The organism is Streptomyces sp. TAA486, from assembly GCF_000426165.1.
Genome location: NZ_AUEV01000008.1, coordinates 136,383 through 156,342, shown reverse-complemented (window position 1 = coordinate 156,342; position 19,960 = coordinate 136,383). Strand labels below are relative to the sequence as shown.

Sequence of the window (19,960 nt, the reverse complement as noted above, 5' to 3'; positions counted from 1 at the left end):
CTGCGCGGCTGCCGGTCAAGGGAACGGGTGCGGTGCGGGGTTGAGGTCTTCAGGGGCCAGGTCGGCCGTTCGCAACCCCGCCTCGCGCAGCGCGGTGCGCATCCGCGGCATGGTCCGGGCACGCTGTCGCGACCAGCCGAAGTCGATGGGGAGCAGGCCCGGTACGAGGACGCTGACGGTGTGGAGGCCGAGCGTGCGCTGCTCGGGCATGGTCTGGTCGACGACGACGACGTCGAATCCCGCGTCGCTCACCCACGTCACGCATCGCTCCAGGTGCCCGCGCATTCCTCCCGGGGGCGGAGCGCCCGCCGGCCGGAGCGCGGCAACGGTCCGCGCCTCGGCCGCATCGGTCTGCCGCAGCAGGAAGTCGGCGTAGCGGCCCATCTCGGGTACGCCGTAGAGCAGGGGATGGTCGTGCAGTGCCGTGACCTTGCCGAAGTCGGCGGCCATGGCGCGTAGTCGTGCCTCCTCCGCCTCCGTGCGGCCGGGCAGATTGACCGCGTCGGTGGCGATCTCGCAGAGCGCACCCTCGAGGGCCGCTTCGGGGTCGACGCCCGCGCCGGCACCGAAGCACATCCGGCCCGTGCCGCCGTCGAACCGCTCGGCCACGGCGGTCACCACAGGAACCGGGAAGGAGATCCGGGTGTCGAAGAGGCGGGCACGGTACCCGTACATCGCGAGCCGGTCGGTCATGTGGCGGGTCGCGGCGCTGCTGCTCGTGGCGGCATCGATCTCGGGCAGGGGCTGCTGCCCGTACCAGGCCAGCAGGAAGGCGTCCCGCTCGATGACCTCCATCAGCCCGAAGTAGACCGCTTCCTCCAAGGAGCCGCCCGACGCGCAGCCGTTGGAGCTCTCCTGAACGAACCGGTTCTCCAGACCGGGCGCGTGGTAGTACGTCAGCACCTCGGGCACGAGCCGCGGTGCCTCGTCGCGCAGCGAGTATCCCCAGACCCACGGGATGCGGCGGTCCGGCGCGAAGGGCACGACCCGCGGGTTGTCCCGGTGGAAGTCCTCGGAGTACAGACCGACCCGCCGAGGGTCGACGGCCCGCTCCCCCATCTCCTTCAGCGAGCCGTACACCCGGGTGGTCTTGGCCCGCGGCCGCATCCCGGCGTAGCGCTCGAGGCCTTCCAGCACCCCGACGCGGGCGCTGGCCGTGAAGGACGGTGTGTGGCCTCCCCAGAAGGTCTCTCTCAGATACTCGCCGGAGCGCATGGAAAAGCAGCCGATGGCCGCGGACGTCGAGGTCGAGGACACATCGTGCACGACGGACGGCCCCAGGGCGCCGCACACGGGGTTGGCGAACGCGGGCACCTCGATGTCGTAGGAGGAGAGCGGGCGCACCCTGAAGGTGCCGGGCCGGTGTTCGGGGGCGGGCCGCAGCACGATGCGCGCTGCCTCGTCCGAGTCGGCGGCGGGGGTGCCGCAGCTCGGGCACTCCGGGTCCGGCACGAGGGGGTAGTGGCGCACGGTCAGGGTGCCGAGGTCGAGCAGATGCACCTCGGGGAAGGGCCCGTCGGCAGGCCGCTGCCGCAGGGCACTGACGAGGGCTGCCACGGCGTCGACGGCGAAGGGCGTGCCGTGCGGCCACTCGCCGGCGGCCCGGGTCCCACCGCCGGTCTCGAGCGCGTCGCGCAGGGAGACGGAGCGCACCGCCTGCCAGCGCCGTGCCAGACAGCGACGGCAGCCGCGGACACCGGCGCCTGACGGACCGTCGTGATGGGGACTCGGCCCGATGATCGCGTGTCGCCCGTAGATGTGCACGGGGTACGCCCCGGGCCCGCCGCCCTGGGCGGCACCGTCGCCGGGCGGGGCGAACTCGTCGCGGCAGCCGAGCGCGGTGACATGCGTGTCCGGGCCGCCGAGCCTCACGAGGCTGCGGCGCAGCAGCACGGCGAGGGCGTCCTCGTCGAAGCCCGCCTGTCCGTCCGGCTGTCTGTGCCGGTTCCGCACGGTGGCAGTGGCGGTGTCAGTGAGCGTCATGACCGGTGCCCTCGGTGAGCAGCACACGAACGGTGGTGATCCCCGCGCTCGCGAGATCGGCCGAGCCGGTCGGGACGAGCAGCGCGTCCCGGCCCGCGGCCCGCAGCCTCTCCAGTACGTCCGTCCACGTCCCCGGGTCCTGGGCCCCGTCCGGCGCGGGGGCGGCGTCGGCGACGGTCAGGGTGCCCGGCGCGAAGTCCCTCAGCAGCGGATCGCCGGTATCGACGTGGTCCTCGTCCTCCCGGCCGAGCTGGATCTGCCCGAGCAGGTCCCGTAGCGCGGCGACGGCCGCGGCCCGCCGGCTGGTTTCGCTGCCGACCGCCCACCTCGTGCCCGAGCGCGCAAGCAGCACATGGACGCGGCTTCGCGCGCTCTCCCCGAGGTCGAGCAGCTCCCAGTCGAGCCCGAGTTGCTCCATCGACCGTACGAGGAAGGTCAGTTCGGGCTCGGCTTCGGCCCCGGGCCCGTCCGCTCCGGGGTCTGGCGTCTCCGCCGGCGCGGCCGCCGTGCCGCGTACGGATCGCATCAGCGCGTCGTACCCGAGTGCGGAGAGCAGGCCGCGTGCGGCCGCGTCCGCGAGCGAGGGGCCGGCTCCCGTGCCGGCGCTCGTCGGCTCGACGAACCGGTCCGCGTTCCCGGCGCCGAAGGGGCGCACCGCGGCTGCCGGCACGAGCACCCGCTCCTTGGTGACCAGCGACGTCGCGACGGTCCACGCCGTGACATCCCCCGCAGCCGCACCCGTGCCGCTGGAGGTGACGAGGTCACCCGGGCCGACGACGCGCAGCGACTCGCGTGCTCCGGACGGCGCCGCTCCCGTGGGCAACGCCCGGGTGGGCACGACGTGTTCGGCGTAGACACCCGCAGCCGCATCGAGCGCCCGCATTCGGGCACCGGCGACGTGGTGCACGTCGAATGCGGCGATGCGGCGGAACGAACCGTGCCCGAGGCCCAGTTCGACGATTCCGGCCTTCAGCGGCAGCTGGGTGAGCTCCTCGTCCGCGAAGCGCGTGAAGACCCCCACATGCGAACGCACAAGCGTGGAGCGGCGGTTGAGCTCTTCGACGAGGGCGTCGGCGTCACGTGCCGTCGCGGCGGTCGGCATCGGCACCTCGGCGGTGCCGGCGGACGACAGGTCGACGGCCGCCTCGTCCGCGACGGACCCGGCAGGCCCGGCAAGCGCGGCCGGCCCTGCGAACTCCGCGGGCACCGCGGCGGTTTCCCCGTCGCCCGTCCCGACTGCGGCTCTCTCCCCGCCCCGGGCGGCCGGCGTGCACAGGGTGCACCGTGGATGCGGCAGCAGCGGTTCGGATGTGACGTCCAGGGAGGCCATGTCCTGGATCACGAGTTGGCCGTCGGTCTCGGCGCTCAGCGCCCCTGTCGTGAACCGGAAGACCTCGTAGCCGAGCATGTTGCCGATCATCGCGGCCTGCGGACGGCCTGGTTCCCCGCCCACCGGACCGGCGCCGGGCAGAGCGAGGGAGCTCCACACGTCGGCCGCGACGGCGGCGGAGCCGGCGCGGGAACCGCCACCGGATCCCAGGCGCAGCAGCGCGCAGCAGAGGCAGCCGGGACGCTCTCGCGCCATCAGCGGCCCCATGACTGCGAGTTCACCGAACGACCAGGCCGGCACGACCACGGTGCCCTCGGGGATGCCCTCGCGCAGAAGCGGCAGGAGCCTCTGCGCGGCGCGCGGTCCTCCGGTGACCAGGACGATGTCGAAGGGATCCAGCTCGCCCCACGAGAGCGCGCCGTCTGCCGCGCCACCGCCTCCGAGCGTGATCAGCTCCACCGGGCATCCGTCGGCGGCTGCTTCCGCTGCTTCCGCGTCGATGTCCGCCCGCGCAACTCCCGGCAGCAGACCGATGGTTGCCCCGCCGTTGCGTATCAGGCCGAGCGCGCACCAGCGGGCGGTTTCGTCCTCGCCCACGACGGCAACGCGCGCTTCGCGGAAACGCTGGAAGCGGCGCCCGGGCTCATCGGCATAGTGGTCGACGTAGGCGATCTGCGTGGCGAAGCGGCGTGCCGCCTGGGGCGTCGGGAAGCCTTCCTCGCCGGGCTCGCCGTCGGGGACGGGGACGTCCCGGGCGAAGTCGCGGGCGTAGAGCGTCCTGACCAGTTCTCCGAGCATCGCGCGCTGCCGATCGCCGAATCCCGCGCTGATCTCGGCGACGGAGTTCTCTCCGTCCAGGTGCGGAACGATGAGCGAGGCGAAGCGGTATGCCGACTTGGCGGTCAGCTGGAAGCCGCCGTCGGCGGTGTGGAAGAGCACCCCGTCGGGTGTCTCGGTGAAGAGCACGTCACGGCGTATGCGCGGACGGGACGCGGCTACGGCGTCGTAGGCGGCTGTGGCCATGTGGTGACACCCCTGGTGGTCGGTGGGCGGCCCGCGCGGTGGGCGACGCTGCGCGGACGGTGCAGGTGCGGTGCAGTGCGGTACGGCGGTGCGGCAGTACGGGTTGAGGCGGGAGGTCCGGGCGGCGCCCGGGGCGGCCGACAGCGGGGCCGGTGCTGTCAGTGCTGTCGGTCCTGGGCCCCGGCGCTTCCGCCGGTCGCCGCTCCCGGCGCCGCTCCTCCGCCGGGGTCACGGCCCTGGTCGCGGGAAAGTCGACGCGCATAGCACCTCAGCAGCTCATGCATGCGGTACGGGCCGGGCGGGCCCTCCTCCAACAGCCCCGCGTCCGCGAGCTGTTCGAGGAATTCCTCCGCTGCCGCGGGCGGCCCCGTACCCGGGATCCCGGGTACGTCCAGACCCGAGAAGGCCGCGCTGGGGCCGCTGCCCACTCGCACGAACACCTCTGCCAGGTGGGGTTCCAGGCGGTCCAACGCCCCCTGGAAGGTGTTCGGGACGGACATCCGGGGGTCGTCGGTGAGCGCGAGCCGGGCCGGCGGATCCTCGGTGAGCCAGTCGGCGCAGTCGGCGATCCGCAGCGTCGGCCGGGTCAGCAGCCGTGCCGCTGCGATGCGCAGGCTCAGTGGGAAGTGACCGCACAGTGCAGCCAGCCGGTCGGCCGCCTCCGGCTCCGCCTCCACCCGCTGCGCGCCGAGGGTGTTCATCAGCAACTGCCGTGATTCCTCCGGCCGGAAGGTGCCCAGCCGGTGCACGTGTCCGCCGTGAGTGGCGACGAGCCCGGCCAGACCGCGTCGGCTCGTGACGATCGCGGCGCTGCCGGGTGTGGTCGGCAGCAGTGGACGTACCTGGTCGGCGGCGGCCACATCGTCGAACACGATCAGCGTCCGTCCCCCCGTCACGTCGGCCGCGTCCGCCGCGTCCAGGGCTGCGCACGCCTCGTCGGCGGTGACGGTGCTGCCGTCGCTCCGGACCATGGGCAGCACGAGACAGCCGCCGGGGAACGATTCCCGGACCCTGTGGGCGGTGTGGAGGGCGAGCGCCGTCTTGCCGATGCCCGGCGCCCCCGTGACGACGACAAGGCCCGGGACGGCGGCCTGATCGCGCGTCAGGCGCTCGCCGATCGCTTCGTCGTCGGCGGTGCGTCCCGTGAAGCACGAGACGGGACGCACCGTCGCGGGAACCGGTGCGGCGACCGTCACTTGGCCGGAACCCGCCCGGCTCGCGGACCTTGTCCCGTCCTCGACGGCGGTCGGAGTGCTCACCGCGATGGACGGCACACCGGCCGCCGGCGGCAGGGCTGGCGGCGCATGGCCGGAGACGGTCCCGCCGAGGTCGTCGCCACGGAGGATGGACAGTTCGAGCCGCTGCAGCGAAGGACCCGGATCGACGCCGAGTTCCTCCTTCAGGCGGGTCTTGACCCGGCGGTACTCGGCGAACGCCTCGGCCTGCCGTCCCGTGCGGTACAGCGCCTCGATGAGCTGTTCGGAGAATCGTTCGTGCCCGGGGTGCGTCCGTGCCGCCTCCCACAACTCCACCAGGACCTGACGGCAGCGTCCCAGCGCGAGTTCGATGTCGCAGGCGCGCTCCAGCGCCCGCAGCCGCTCCTCGGTGAGGCGGGGCACCTCGTCGCGGTGGAGCATCTGCGAGGAGACGTTCGCGAGGAGCGGTCCCTGCCACAGGGCCAGGGCTTCCTGGAGCAGATAGAGCTCGCTCTCCACGTCCTCGGCCTGACGCGACCTTGTGACCAGTTCACGGAAGTGGACGAGGTCGAGCGTGCCGGCGTCGGCGGGCATGCGGTAGCCGCCGGGGACGGCCTCTATCGCGCTGTTGGCGATGCCGTACTTGGAGAAGATCCTCCGCAGCCGCAGAACGCACGTCTGCAGAGCGGCTCTTGCAGTGGCGGGCTGCTCATCGTCCCAGAGGGCTCTGAGTAGATAGCCCGTGGCGACAACGGTGTTGGGGTGCGAGAGCAAGGCGGCGAGAAGACTCGTCGGCTTGGACGGCTGGAGAACTACAGCGCTGTCTCCGTCTGCGATGCTCAACGGCCCCAGAAGCTGAAAACGCATGCGTGTGTCCCCCGGTTTCCTTCTGGTCCAGGCCTTTTGCGGCCGGCATCAGAACAGAACCGGATTCGCCGCAGATGGTCGTCTCTGCCAACTGGTCGTACTTCACGTGCTGGTCGTTTTTCACGTGCTGCGCCCCCGTGTACGCAGTTCGAGAGCGGTGTGCTCGCGATGGCCTGGGATTCGGTCGGGGAGCTTCACTTTCTCCGGAATGCAAAGTGGTCCATGCCGCGGCAAGGCGGAAGCACAATGCCGGGCATCCTTGGCAAGTCCGACAAGTAGGAAGTCCCGAACGCATTCTAAGGAGCCTGGGAATGCCGGTCGAGACTTCTGTCAAAGCACACAGAATTCTTGCCGTACATATGGACCATGTCCGCTCAAGTCGCCCCCTGTGCCGAGGCGTTGGACCTCCCGGGCACGACCCGTCGGGACAGGATTCCCACGGCGCACAGGCCCCTTCCGCTCCCGCCCGGGACGCTCCGTCAGCGCTTCACCGGCTGCACGTCGCCGCTCGGATCCGCGGACGTGTCCTTACCGCTCCCTGCGGCACGGGCGCGGCGGCGCAGCACCAGCCCCCGCAGCGCGCCGACCGCGGGATCGGTCCAGCGGGCGGCCAGCGGGCCCGCGATGACCAGCAGCAGCACATACGCCGTGGCGAGCGGGCCGATGCGCGGCTCGGCACTCACGGCGAGCCCGGCGATGACGATGGAGAACTCCCCGCGTGCGACGAGCGCGCCGCCCGCACGCAGCCGCCCGCGGCGGCTGATCCCGGCACGCCTGGCCGCGTACCAGCCCGTGACGATCTTGGTGACGATGGTGGCCAGGGCGAGCAGCAGGGCGGGGAAGAGCACCGGCGGGATCTCGGACGGCGACGTCGACAGCCCGAAGAAGACGAAGAAGACGGCCGCGAAGAGATCTCGCAGCGGCGTGAGCAGGGCCCGCGCGTTCTCCGCGGTCTCCCCCGAGAGCGCGATGCCGACGAGGAACGCACCGACCGCGGCGGAGACTTGGAGCTTCTGCGCGATCCCGGCCACGAGCAGCGTCAGTCCGAGGACGACGAGCAGCAGCATCTCCGGGGTGTCGGAGCTGACGGCGCGGCTGATGACCCGCCCGTGCCGCAGCGCGACGTACAGAACGGCCCCGACGGTGCCCAGGGCCACCAGCAGTGTGACGCTGCCGCCCGCCACTCCCACTCCGGCGAGCAGCGCCGTGAGGAGCGGCAGATACACGGCCATCGACAGGTCCTCCATGACGAGGATGCCGAGGATGACCGGGGTCTCCCGGTTGCCGAGGCGGCCCAGGTCGGTGAGGACCTTCGCGATCACTCCCGAGGAGGAGATCCAGGTGACGCCCGCGAGCGCCAGGACCCCCGCCGGCCCCCAGCCGAGAAGCAGCCCGGCGAGAGCGCCGGGCACGGCGTTGAGTACGAAGTCGACGATTCCGGAGGGGTATTGGGTCTTCAGGCTCGTCACGAGCTCCGACGCGGTGTACTCGAGCCCGAGCAGCAACAGGAGCAGGAGCACCCCGATCTCGGCGCCGACCTCGATGAACCCTTCACTGGCGTTGAGGGGGAAGAAGCCACCGTGCCCGAAGGCGAGGCCGCCCAACAGGTAGAGCGGGATCGGTGACATGCCGATGCGTCCCGCGAAGCGCCCGACGAGGCCCAGTCCGAGAATCACGGCGCCCAGTTCGATGAGCAGAACGGTGGTGTCGTGCACGGGCTCGACCTGTCCCCTTCTCTACCGCCGGTCCCTGCTGCGTTCTCCTCGCGGGGACCGGCCGGGACCGGCCAGGACGGCCCGTCCCTGTGTGCGGCCCGTCAGGTGCCGCTGATGATGCGGGTGAGCTCGTCGACCCCTTCGCGGGTGCCGACGGCGACGACCTCGTCGCCCGCCTCCAGCCGGAACTCCGGCCCGGGAGACGGGTGCGGCCCCGTGCGGCGGAGCACGGCGACGATGTAGGCGCCGGTGCGTGTGCGGGCCCGGGTCTCTCCGAGCGCGCGGCTGCGGTACGGCGACTGGGTCGTCACCGCGATGCGCTCGGTGACGAGGTCCAGGTCCATCTCGCCGGTGCCGAGCGCGGGTGTGTCGGGCGGCGCGAGCAGCGCGGCGAGGGACGCGGCCTCGTCGGAGTCGAGCGGCACCGTGGCCTGGCAGGCGTCGGGGTCGTCGGGCTCGTAGAAGCCGAGGAAACGCCGCCCGTCCTGATGGGCGACGACGGAGATGTGGCGGCCCGCCCGGGTCTCGATGTCGTACTGCGTGCCGACTCCCGGCAGCTTGGTGCGCTGCGTGGTCATGGCTGCCTCTGCCTCCTCGGAGAGTGCGATACGGGCCGCACGGAGCGGCGAGCACGAGGGTAACCCGCAGGGCGTACAGGGCCCCAGCCGCACCCGGTAAGCCCTGCCTGCACAGCGCCAGGAACCCGAAGGGCCCGCGCGCACGACGGCACCGACCGCCAGTGGCCGGGCCGGTGGCCGGGGACCGCGAGCGGTCGGCGGAAAGGGCGCCTAGGAGCCGTCCGGGTCGGCACGCTCCAGCGCGGGCTTCGGCCCGGGCTCGGCCTCGGTCAGCAGATAGTCGGCGGCGGCGGTGTCGGTGACGAGGCTCGTGACGAGGCCGGAGCGCAGGACCGCGCCGATGGCTTCCGCCTTGCGCTGGCCGCCGGCGATGGCGATCACCTCGGGGACCCGGCGCAGCCGCTCGGCCTCGACGGTGATGCAGCGCTCCCCGAGGTCACGTCCGATGCGGCGGCCGCTCTTGTCGAAGAGGTGGGCGGACATCTCGGCGGCGACACCCAGCGAGGAGTAGTGCTCGCGCTCGGTGTCGCTGAGCATGTCGTGGACTGTGGAGATGCCCGGTTCCCAGGAGCCGATGGACACGGCGGCGACCGTCACCTTGTCGAAGTACTCGAAGGCTCGGGCGATGCCGGTCTGGCTGCGCAGTGCGGCGGCGGTCGCGGGGTCGGGCAACAGCATCGGGGCGTAGACGGGGTGCGCCTCTCCCCCGGCGACCTCGGCAGCCCGACGTACGGCCTCGACGGATCCGCGGTCGGCCGTCCCCGCGTCGTAGACGCCGGTGAGCTGCACGACGGTGCAGGGCGGCAGCTGGCGCAGCGCGGCAGCCGTGTGGATGGTGGAACGGCCCCAGGCCAGGCCGAGCACATCCCCTTCGGTGACGAGCTCGCCGAGCAGGCCGGCGGCCACCTCGCCCAGGTTCTCCGGGTCGGCGCCGTCGTCCACCGCCTCGGAAGGGGATTCGACGACGACCACGTGCCGCAGCCCGTAGCGGGCCCTCAGAGCGTCCGAGCGGTCGGCGTCCAGCTCAGCGGGAACCCTGATCTCGATGCGGACCAGGTCGCGCTCCAGCGCCGTCTCCAGCACCCGCGCCACCTTGAAGCGGCTCACGCCGAACTCGTCCGCGATCTGGATCTTGGATTTGCCCTCAAGGTAGAAGCGGCGTGCCATGGCTGCCGCCTGCATGAGCTCGGCGGGTCCCATTCGTGTGGTCCGACCCGACGACACCGCACTCACCTCACTGTCTTGCCATACGTACGCCTCAGCGCTGGACGTTCATCCTTGCAGATCCCGGGTGACCTCGATCCCAATCCTGCGCCTGCAGACAGCTCCGCGGCCTGTCCCGGACCCTGAATCCAGTGTGCGCACACCGCACGCGCGTTCCGAATCCACCGGACGAAGCCCCTGCGAACGACGGGCATCGGCACCGTGTCCCGGGAAAAGCACCGGGTCAGGGGGTCACAGGTGGCCACCGCCCGAAGGAGCCTCTGTCCGGCGCGCCGCCTCCTCCGCCTGCTGGCGAAGTCCCCGCACGGCCGCGGCGGGGTCGTCGGTGCTGTAGACGGAAGATCCCGCGACGAAGACGTCCGCACCTGCCTCGGCGCACTGCTCGATGGTGGAGGCGGAGACCCCTCCGTCCACCTGGAGCCACATCTCGAGGCCGTGCTTGTCCATGAGCTGCCGGGCCCGGCGGATCTTCGGCAGCATGATGTCGAGGAACGCCTGCCCGCCGAATCCGGGCTCCACGGTCATCACCAGCAGCATGTCGAGCTCGGGCAGCAGGTCCTCGTAGAGCTCGACGGGCGTCGCGGGCTTGAGCGCCATCGACGCGCGGGCGCCGAGCGCCTTGATCTCCCTGGCGAGCCGTACGGGTGCGCCGGCGGCCTCCGCGTGGAAGGTGACGGACCGGGCGCCCGCCTCCACGTACTGCGGCGCCCAGCGGTCCGGCTCCTCGATCATCAGGTGGCAGTCCAGAGGGATGTCGCTCGCCTTGCTCAGCGCCTCGACGACGGGTGCCCCGAGGGTGAGGTTGGGGACGAAGTGGCCGTCCATGACGTCGACATGGAGCCAGTCCGCTCCGGTCACCGCTTCGGCCTCCTCGGCGAGACGCGCGAAGTCGGCCGAGAGGATGCTGGGACTGATCTGAGCCATGTGCCTGGTGCCTGCCTATCTGAGCCGTCGGGCCGGGCCTGCCGGGCCGGCTCCCGCTGTGCTGCCCTGGGCCGTGCGGCGCGGGGCGTTCGGGGTGTCGCACGCCGGATCATGCCATCCGAGGGGCACGCGGCGTCGCTCGGCCACCGACTCGTACGCGCCAGGTCCGCCGCGAGCTGCACGCGGGCGGCTCGCACCACGGAATCACGAGCGGACACGAACAATCGGGCGTGCGCCGCAAGTTGTCCGCAGCGCACGCCCGAGCGAAGGTGCGTGCTCAGAGCCAGCCCGGGATGACGAAGAACAGCCACGTCACCGGAGGGGCGAGGGCGACCATGCTGAATCCCCAGACCATCAGCTTCTTGAAGACCATCTCCCGTTGCTCCTTCGGAGCATTCGCCGTCACGAGCGCACCGCTGGTGGAGAACGGCGAGGAGTCGACGACGGACGAGGAGATGGCCAGCGCGATGATCATGCCGACCGCCCCGACGTGACCGCCCTGGAGGAAGGGCACGGCCAGCGGGATGAGCGCGCCGAGGATTCCGGTCGTCGAGGCGAAGGCGGAGACCACGGCACCGATGAAGCAGATCAACAGGGCTGCCAGCAGGGGGGCGTTGATTCCCGCGACGCTGTCACCGAGGAAGTCGATCGTGCCCATGTCCTCCATCATGGTGACGAAGGTGACGATGCCGCAGACGAGCAGCACCGTGGACCACGCGCAGGCGTCCACTGCGCCCTTGGCGGACGCGGGGTTCACGAGCGTGAGCACCACGCCGACGGTGAGTGCCATGAGGCCGGGGTCCAGGTCGAAGAAGAGCGTCCCGACGACCATCCCGACCAGCCCGAGCAGCGTGAGGGCCCGGATGCCGGTGAGCTGTGCGGCCTCTTCCTCTTCCTCGACGGGGGTCGTACCGCCCGCACCGGAGGGAGCAGTCACGGGTGCGGGGGTTCCGCCGCCCTTGACGGCCGTCGCTCCGGTGCCGCCGTCCGTCTCCGGCCCGGGCTTGTCGCCCGACCCGGCAGGTGCGCCCGCCGTCACCAGCGAACCGCCCTCGTCGTCCCCGGATTCCGTCGCCTTCTGCGTGTCCTCCGCCCGGCGGCCTACGAGGCTGCGTCCGCCGAACAGGAAGAAGACGACGAGGCTGAGGGCCACGTTGAAGAGGAACGAGCTGACGAAGAGCAGCGTCGGATTTCCGGCCAGTTCGTTCCGCGATACGACACCGTTCGTGATGCTGCCGAAGATGCTGATCGGCGAGAATCCGCCGGCGCTGGCGCCGTTGATGATGAGCAGTCCCATCAGCACCGGATTGATCCGGTAGCGCACACAGAATCCCATGCCGATGGGAGCGATGATTCCCACGGCCGCGGGAACGACCGCTCCGGTCGCCGTCAGAACGGCCGTGACCAGGAACATCACCCAGGGTATGAGCGCGATCCTGCCGCCCACCGCCCGTGTCGCGGATTGGACCAGCCAGTTCACCGTTCCATTGTTATTGGCGATGGCGAAAAGGAATGTGACACCGACGAGCACAACGAACAGGTCGCCAGGAAAACCGCCGAATATGTCGTCCGCGGACTTGCCTACGAATCCGCTTCCGACCACAAAAGCTGCCACGATGGCGAGCGCGCCCATGTGGACCTTCGTGAAGGTGGCGATGGCGAATACCAGCACCAACCCGATGATGGCTATGACATGATCTGACACGAGGCTTCCTCGCCTTCGGTCGAACGGTCGGTACAAAGGCGTGCCGGCACCTGTCCGAGCGGTAATCAGAAGCCTTTCCGGGCCTGAGACTCCGCCCCTTGCGAGCGCTTCTGGGGATTGCCCGCAAAACGCCTAGCTATTCCGCGAAGCGGAATCCGGTTTTCGCCTTGGGTGAGTATGTGAGGGGGGTCGGGGCGCGTCAAGGGTTCGCGTGAGGATCCTTCAACTGCCGTCGCCTCCCTCGTGCGCGCGTCCCAGAGCTGCACTGATTCTCTTGGCCGCTTCATTGACGAGAGCGCCGTAGACGGGCCTCGCCTCGTCCGACATTCGGCTCGTCGGAACGTTGACACTGATGCTCGCGACCGGAAGCCCGGCCTCTCCGATGACCGCCGAGGCGACGGCCGAGACGTCCGAGCGCCATTCACCGGCATTCGTCGCCCAGCCCCGTTCACGGGTCCTGGCCAATTCAGCACGCAGCCGCGCCGCGTCGGTGATCGTCGTCTCGGTGAATCCCCGGAGCCCCTGGGCGATGTAGCGCTCGACGGCGTCCTCCAGGTCGGCCGCGAGCACCGCCTTGCCGTTGGCGGAGGCGTGCACCGAGAGGTTCTGGCCGAGCGGCAGGATGATCCGCACGGGCTGTGAGGTCTCCAGACGCTCGACCAGCACCACCTTGCTGCCCTCGCGGACCGCGAGGTGGACCGTCTCGTCGGTGCGGCGGCGCAGCTCCTCCATCACCGGCAACGCGATGTCCCGCAGGCCGAGTTCGTCAGTGGCGTGCCGGCCGACGTGCAGCGCTTTGGTGGTGACGACCCACCGGGTGGGAGCCGAGACGGTGGAGCGGATCCACCCCGCCTCCTTCAGCGTCACCAGGGTCCGCTGCACGGAGGACTTGGGCAGCCCCATGGCCCGTGCCAGGTCGGCGACGCCGATCGGCTGGCGGACGGCGACTTCTTCGAGGGCCCGGAGGGCGTTGAGGACGTTCTGCATCCATTGACTCGTTCCGTGGGGGAACCTTAGGCTCCAGCGTGCCGCGTGACGATACAGCGTGCCGCTGAGCGGCACAACCCTTTGGGAGGAGCCGGAACATGACCCCGCGCACCGGTCGCCACTTCCTGCAGATCCCCGGCCCCACCAACGTCCCCGACCAGGTGCTCCGCGCCATGTCGGCGCCCACCATCGACCACCGGGGGCCGGAGTTCTCGGCGCTGACGCTGCGTCTGCTGGAGGCACTGGGGCCGGTCTTCGGGACCACGGACCCCGTCCTGGTCTATCCCGCCTCAGGCACGGGCGCCTGGGAGGCGGCCCTGGTCAACACCCTCAGCCCCGGCGACCGCGTCCTCAGCTTCGAGACGGGTCACTTCTCCTCGCTCTGGCGCGGGATGGCGGATGCCCTGGGCCTCGAGACCGCCACCGACTTCGTCCCGGGCGACTGGCGGCACGGCGCCGATCCCGAACTGCTCGCCGAACGGCTCGCCGCCGACGCCGAGCACGCGATCAAGGCGGTGTGCGTCGTGCACAACGAGACCTCGACCGGCGTGGCCAGCCGTATCCCCGAGATCCGGCGCGCCATGGACGAGGCGGGCCACCCGGCCCTGCTGCTCGTCGACACCATCTCCTCGCTCGGCTCCATCGACTACCGCCACGACGAGTGGGGCGTCGACGTCACCGTGGCCGGCTCGCAGAAGGGCCTGATGCTGCCACCGGGCCTGAGCTTCAACGCCGTCAGCGACAAGGCCCTCGCAGCGAGCCGGACCGCGCGGCTGGCGAAGGTCTTCTGGGACTGGGGCCCCATCATCGAGGCGAACCGGCAGGGTTCCTTCCCCTACACCCCCGCAACGAACCTGCTGTACGGGCTCGAAGAGGCACTGCGGATGCTGCAGGAGGAGGGCCTGCCCAACGTATTCGCCCGGCACGCGCGGCACGCCGCCGCCACTCGCGCCGCCGTGCGCGGCTGGGGACTTGAGGTTCTCTGCCAGGACGAGCGGGAGCACTCCGGCTCGCTTACCGCCGTGGTGATGCCTGACGGACACGACGCCGACAAAGTCCGCAAGATCATCCTGGAGCGGTTCGACATGTCGCTGGGCGCCGGTCTCGGGCGCCTGGCGGGGCGGGTCTTCCGCATCGGCCACCTCGGCCACCTCAGCGACCTCACCCTCGCGGGCACGCTCGCAGGGGTGCAGATGGGGCTCCAACTCGCCGGGGTCCCCGTCCACACGGACGGTCTCGACGCGGCCCTGACGACGTTGCGCGACGAGGAGTGACCGACCACCTCAGCCCGTCGCACCCACACCCCGCGCGCTTCCCCGGCGGCGCCGCGCAGGCGCCGGTTCCGCAGCGTCCACGAGCACTTGGAGTCCGCAGCACATGACAGCGATCAGCGGCGACGCACCTTCCGCCGCCGCCACCACGGAGACGGCCCGTCAGGTCGAGGCCCGTCTGCGCGGTGAGATCGAGGGCGACGTCCTCTTCGACGAGTACACCCGGCATCTCTTCTCCCGCGACGCGAGCATGTACGCGATCAAGCCGCTGGGCGTCGTCTTCCCCCGTCACGCCGGCGACGTGCAGGCCGCCGTGAGAGCCGCCGCCGAGGCGGGCATTCCCGTCGTGCCGCGCGGCGCCGGTACGTCCCTGGCCGGGCAGACCATCGGGCCCGGTCTCGTCCTGGACCTCTCCCGCCACATGAACCGCATCGTGGAGATCGACGCGGAGGGCCGCACCGCACTGGTCGAGTCGGGCGTCGTGCAGGACCAGCTCAACCGGGCCGCTGCCGGGCACGGGCTGATGTTCGGACCGGACACCTCCACCAGCAACCGCGCCACCGTCGGCGGAATGATCGGCAACAACTCGGCGGGCAGCGGTTCGATCCGCTACGGCATGACGATCGACCACGTGCGCGAACTCGAGGTCGTGCTCTCCGACTCGGCGACGGCGCACCTCGCCCCCGTCGACGAGGCCTTGCGGGAACACCGTGCGGGGCTGCCGACGCTGGAGGGACGTCTCTACCGCGAACTCCCGCGGATCGTCCGGGAGAACGACGCGGCGATCGCCGGCGGCATGCCGCAGTTCTGGCGCCGCGCGTGCGGCTACCGGCTGGACCGACTCGCCCGTCCGGATGCGGAGTTCGATCTGGCGAAGTTCGTCGTGGGCTCGGAGGGCACCCTGGTGCTGGCCACCCGCGCCCTCGTCGACCTCGTGCCGAAGCCCGCCCGTACGGTGATCGCCGTCGGCCACTTCACCTCCGTAGCGGGGGCGATCGCCGCCACCGAGGACGCGCTGGCGTGCGACCCGTCGGCGGTGGAGATGATGGACCGCACGATCCTCGACCTGTCGCGGCAGAAGATCGAGTACGCCTCCCTCGGCTCCATCCTCGAAGGCGACCCGGAGGCCCTGCTCTTCGTCAGCTTCACCGGCGACGACGAGAAGGAACTCGTCGGAGGGCTGGAACGGCTCACGGCGCTCTGGAAGCGCCACGGCCACGGGTACCACACCCTCCAGGCCGTCACCCCCGCCCAGCAGGGCTCGCTGCTGAAGGTCCGCAAGTCCAGCCTCGGGCTGCTCATGGCCGCAAGTGAGGGCACGCGCCGCCCGCTGGCCTTCATCGAGGACACCGCCGTCGACCCGGTCCATCTCGCCGACTACACACGGCGCTTCAAGCAGGTCCTGGACCGCCACGGCCTCAACGCGGGCTTCTACGGCCACTGTTCGGTCGGCTGCCTGCACATCCGTCCCTTCGTCGACACCGCCGACCCGTCGCAGGTCGCGACGATGCGGTCTGTCGCGGAGGAGATCAAGGACCTCGTGCGGGAGTACGGCGGCGTCAACTCCAGCGAGCACGGCGACGGACTGGCACGCAGCGAGTTCAACCGCGAGATCTTCGGCGACGAGTTGTACGAGGCGATGCGGCGCGTCAAGGGCCTCTTCGACCCGGAGAACCGCCTCAACCCAGGCAAGATCGTCGACGCGCCGTCCATGACGGACAACCTCCGCGACCCCGCGCTGCCACCGGCCGGACCGCTGCGCACCCGCCTGGACTTCGAAGTCGTCGGCGGCATGCGCGGTGCGGCCGACCGCTGCATGAACATCGGGCTGTGCCGCAAGGCCGACGCGGGCACCATGTGCCCCTCGTACATGGCCACGCTCGAGGAGGAGGACTCCACGCGCGGCCGTGCCAACGCCCTGGTGAAGGCCCTCTCCGAACCCGACCCGCACCGTGCGCTGGGTGACGAGCGTCTCCACGAGGTCCTCGACCTGTGCCTGATGTGCAAGGCGTGCAAGAGCGAGTGCCCCCTCGGCGTCGACATGGCCACCCTCAAGGCGGAGTCGCTCGCCCACCACCACGACGAGCACGGAATCCCCCGCAGATCACGGGTGTTCGCCTCGATCCGTTCGCTGAACCGGATGGGCTCGGCCACAGCGCCCCTCTCCAACCTCCCCGGACGCATCCCGTTCCTGCGCAGGCTGATGGACCGCTGGCTGGGCATCGCCCCCGCACGGCCGCTGCCGGTCTTCGTACGGGGCAACCTCGTGCGCTGGTTCCGGCGGCGCGGTCAGGCATCGGGTTCACCGGCGTCGGCGACCGGCTCGGTGCCACCCGGGTCCCAGGGCACCGTCACCTATCTCGCGGACTCCTTCACCACCTACACCGAGCCCGGGATCGGCCGCGCCGCCGTGGAGCTCCTCGAACTGGCGGGCTGGCGCGTCACGTTGGAGTCGCGCGGCTGCTGCGGGCGGTCCGCCTTCTCCAAGGGGCTGCTCGACGAGGCGAAGGACCAGGCCCGCAAGCTGACGAGGCTGCTGTCGGAGAACTCTCCCGCCGGCTCACCGGTCGTCGGCTGCGAACCCTCCTGCCTGATGACGCTCCGCGACGAGCACCGGGCCATGCTGCCGGAGGACGCCGCGGTAGCGGACATCTCCGGCCGCGTGCGGCAGGTCGAGGAGCTGCTCACCGACGCCGTCGACGACGGACGGCTCCGGCTGGCACCCGACGCGTGGCCCGCCGGCCGGCGCATCCTCTACCACGGTCACTGCCACCAGAAGGCCGAAGTCGGCACCGCGGCGACCGTCGCACTGCTGAAGCGGATTCCCGGCGCCGAGGTCGTCGAACTCGACGCGGGCTGCTGCGGCATGGCCGGCTCCTTCGGCTTCGAGTCCGAGCACTACGAGACGTCCATGACGGTCGGCAGCGACCGCCTCTTCCCCGCCATCAGCGCCGAGGGTGACAGAACCGTCGTCGCCGCGAGCGGGGTCTCGTGCCGGCAGCAGATCTTCCACGGCACGGAACGCAACGCCTGGCATCCCGTCGAGCTGGTGCGCGCCGCGCTGCTCACCGGTTCCCCGGACACCGGCGGCACCGGGGACGAGACCCCCGCGACCGCCACGGAAGGAGAGGCGCCGCAGTGACGACAGGCCAGACGACGGGCGCCCTCGAAGGCGTGCGCGTCATCGACCTCACGCAGGTGATGGCGGGCCCGTACTGCACGATGCTCCTCGCCGATCTCGGCGCGGACGTGATCAAGGTCGAACCGCCGGGCACGGGCGACCAGACCCGCAGCGGCTGGGACGCGCCGGCGCCCGGCCACGACAGCGCGTCCTTCCATGCACTGAACCGCAACAAGCGCAGCGTCGCCCTCGATCTGCGCTCCGATGAGGGGCAGCGGGACTTCCACACACTCGTCGCAGACGCGGACGTCGTCGTGGAGAACTTCCGTCCCGGAGTCGCCGACCGGCTGGGCGTCGGCTACGAGGCCGCACGCAAGACCAAGCCGGACATCGTCTATGCGTCGATCTCGGGCTTCGGGCAGTACGGCCCCTACGCCCAACGTCCCGGTTACGACCTCATCGCCCAGAGCATGGCCGGCGCCCTCAGCGTCACGGGCGAAGGAGACGGGGCACCGGTCAAGTGCGGCCTGCCCGTGGGCGATCTCGGCGCCGGGATGCTGTGCGCGGTCGCCATCCTGGGCGCTTACGTGCACCGCACGCGCACCGGAGAGGGCCAGTACCTGGAGACCTCACTGTACGAAGCGGTGCTGGCCATGTCGGTGTGGGAGTCCACGGAGTTCTTCTCCACAGGACGGGCGCCGCAGCGCCTCGGCTCCGCGCACCGGATGACAGCCCCGTACCAGGCCGTGCGTACCGCGGACGGATACGTCACCGTCGCCGCCAACACCCAGCGCCTGTGGGAGCGGCTTTGCGGCGCGCTCGGCCTCGAACACCTCGTGGGGGACGAACGGTTCGTCACCAACACCGCGCGCATGGAACACCGGGCGGAGCTGATCGCGCTGCTGGAAGGACGGCTGGCGGCCGAGCCCACCAGCGAGACCGTGGCCAAGCTCCTCGACGCGGGCGTGCCCGCCGGGCCGATCCTGGACTACGAGCAGCTGCTCGGAGACGACCCGGACCCGCACGCCCAAGTGCGCGGCATGGTCGAGGAGTACGAGCACCCCGTGTCCGGGAAGAAGCGAGTCCTCGGCTTCCCCGTCAAGCTGGGGCGCACCCCGGCACGGATGCGCCGCCATCCACCGCTCCTCGGAGAACACAACGACGAACTCCTGGGGGACGCATGAGCGTCGAGGAAGAGACCCCGTCCGTCAGCTGGAGCGAGGAGAAAGTGCCCGGCGCCGACACGTCCGTCGCGCGGCTCACGCTCTCCAACCCGCGCCAGCGCAACGCCCTGACGCTGGAGATGTACGACCAGCTCCGCCAGGCGTGCGACGAGATCGACGCCGCCTCCGACGTGCGCGTGACCGTGCTGCGGGGAGCGGGCGGCCGGGCGTTCGCCGCGGGCACGGACATCCGCGAGTTCCGCGGCTTCACCGGCCGCGACGGCGTCGAGTACGAGCGGCGCGTGGGGAGTGCCGTCGAACGCCTGGCCGCCCTGCGAATGCCCGTCATCGCCGCCGTCGAGGGTCCCGCCGTCGGCGGCGGACTGGCGCTGACCGTCTCCTGCGACATCGTCGTGTGCACCCCCGACTCCGTCTTCGGCGCACCTATTGCCCGCACGCTGGGCAACTGCCTCGCCCCTGGGGTGATCGCGCGGCTGTACGCGTCCCTGGGCAGGCCCCGCACTCTGCGCGCGCTGCTCACCGCCCGGCTGATCAGCGCACAGGAGGCCCACGAGGCGGGCCTGGTGGGTGAGATCGTCGACGCCGACGGGCTCGACGAGCACCTCGACGGGCTCACCGCCCGCATCGCCGGCTGCGCACCGCTGACGCTGGCCGCGCTGAAGGAGGCCGACCGGCGCGTGCTCAGTGCCGCGGCGCCCGGCAAGGCCGACGACCTGTACGAACTCTGCTACGGCAGCCGCGACTTCCGCGAAGGCGTCTCCGCCTTCCTCGACAAGCGGCCCCCCGAGTGGGAGGGCCGCTGACGCGGCCCTCCGTCGCGGCCCACTCCCGGGCCGGCAGGTCCTGCCCACG

Annotated in this window: 12 protein-coding genes and 1 pseudogene; 4 read left to right on the top strand and 9 right to left on the bottom strand. The window is 71.1% G+C overall.

The window, feature by feature from the left end:
- Nucleotides 1–15: 15 nt before the first annotated feature.
- The 9 genes and pseudogenes from I004_RS0113485 to I004_RS0113445 all read right to left on the bottom strand — a co-directional run bounded on the left by I004_RS0113485 (nucleotide 16) and on the right by I004_RS0113445 (nucleotide 13,532).
- A complete protein-coding gene (locus I004_RS0113485; RefSeq protein ID WP_078511143.1) occupies nucleotides 16–1,983 on the bottom strand; it encodes a TOMM precursor leader peptide-binding protein in 1,968 nt (655 codons plus the stop codon).
- The gene (locus I004_RS0113480; protein ID WP_028435933.1) at nucleotides 1,970–4,336 is read right to left on the bottom strand and encodes a TOMM precursor leader peptide-binding protein; all 2,367 of its coding nucleotides are present in this window, start codon (nucleotides 4,334–4,336) and stop codon (nucleotides 1,970–1,972) included. Before I004_RS0113480 ends, I004_RS0113485 begins: the two co-directional genes overlap by 14 nt.
- 75 nt (nucleotides 4,337–4,411) lie before the next feature.
- Nucleotides 4,412–6,399 (bottom strand): annotated as a pseudogene (locus I004_RS33765) (AfsR/SARP family transcriptional regulator); the annotation flags it as partial.
- Nucleotides 6,400–6,878: 479 nt separating this feature from the next.
- Nucleotides 6,879–8,114 (bottom strand): cation:proton antiporter, encoded by a 1,236-nt coding sequence (locus I004_RS33760; RefSeq protein WP_051345002.1) that lies wholly within the window; start codon nucleotides 8,112–8,114, stop codon nucleotides 6,879–6,881.
- 101 nt (nucleotides 8,115–8,215) lie between these two features.
- Entirely contained in the window at nucleotides 8,216–8,692 is a 477-nt protein-coding gene (locus tag I004_RS0113465; protein WP_028435932.1) for a cation:proton antiporter regulatory subunit, read from the bottom strand.
- Nucleotides 8,693–8,902: 210 nt separating this feature from the next.
- Nucleotides 8,903–9,892, bottom strand: a complete 990-nt coding sequence (locus I004_RS0113460; protein ID WP_028435931.1) for a sugar-binding transcriptional regulator — start codon at nucleotides 9,890–9,892, stop codon at nucleotides 8,903–8,905.
- Nucleotides 9,893–10,147: 255 nt separating this feature from the next.
- Nucleotides 10,148–10,840 (bottom strand): ribulose-phosphate 3-epimerase, encoded by a 693-nt coding sequence (gene rpe / locus I004_RS0113455; RefSeq protein WP_028435930.1) that lies wholly within the window; start codon nucleotides 10,838–10,840, stop codon nucleotides 10,148–10,150.
- A 277-nt stretch (nucleotides 10,841–11,117) separates the two neighbouring features.
- On the bottom strand, nucleotides 11,118–12,545 hold the full coding sequence (locus tag I004_RS0113450; RefSeq protein ID WP_028435929.1) for an SLC13 family permease: 1,428 nt from the start codon (nucleotides 12,543–12,545) through the stop codon (nucleotides 11,118–11,120).
- Nucleotides 12,546–12,767: 222 nt separating this feature from the next.
- On the bottom strand, nucleotides 12,768–13,532 hold the full coding sequence (locus tag I004_RS0113445; protein WP_028435928.1) for an IclR family transcriptional regulator: 765 nt from the start codon (nucleotides 13,530–13,532) through the stop codon (nucleotides 12,768–12,770).
- Between the two features lie 98 nt (nucleotides 13,533–13,630).
- On the opposite strand from I004_RS0113445, the gene I004_RS0113440 reads away from it, so the two are divergent.
- The 4 genes from I004_RS0113440 (at nucleotide 13,631) to I004_RS0113425 (ending at nucleotide 19,911) form a co-directional block, all read left to right on the top strand.
- Nucleotides 13,631–14,806, top strand: coding sequence for an aminotransferase class V-fold PLP-dependent enzyme (locus I004_RS0113440; protein WP_028435927.1), 1,176 nt, complete (start codon nucleotides 13,631–13,633; stop codon nucleotides 14,804–14,806).
- 103 nt (nucleotides 14,807–14,909) lie between these two features.
- Nucleotides 14,910–17,945 carry an FAD-binding and (Fe-S)-binding domain-containing protein gene (locus I004_RS33755; RefSeq protein ID WP_051345001.1) on the top strand — a complete coding sequence of 1,012 codons (3,036 nt, stop codon included), beginning with the start codon at nucleotides 14,910–14,912 and terminating at the stop codon, nucleotides 17,943–17,945.
- Nucleotides 17,942–19,108, top strand: a complete 1,167-nt coding sequence (locus I004_RS0113430) for a CoA transferase (RefSeq protein WP_028435926.1) — start codon at nucleotides 17,942–17,944, stop codon at nucleotides 19,106–19,108. Before I004_RS33755 ends, I004_RS0113430 begins: the two co-directional genes overlap by 4 nt.
- Complete coding sequence (locus I004_RS0113425; RefSeq protein ID WP_078511140.1) at nucleotides 19,105–19,911, top strand: enoyl-CoA hydratase; 807 nt, start codon at nucleotides 19,105–19,107, stop codon at nucleotides 19,909–19,911. The genes I004_RS0113430 and I004_RS0113425 overlap by 4 nt, the downstream gene beginning before the upstream one ends.
- The last annotated feature ends 49 nt before the right edge of the window (nucleotides 19,912–19,960 follow it).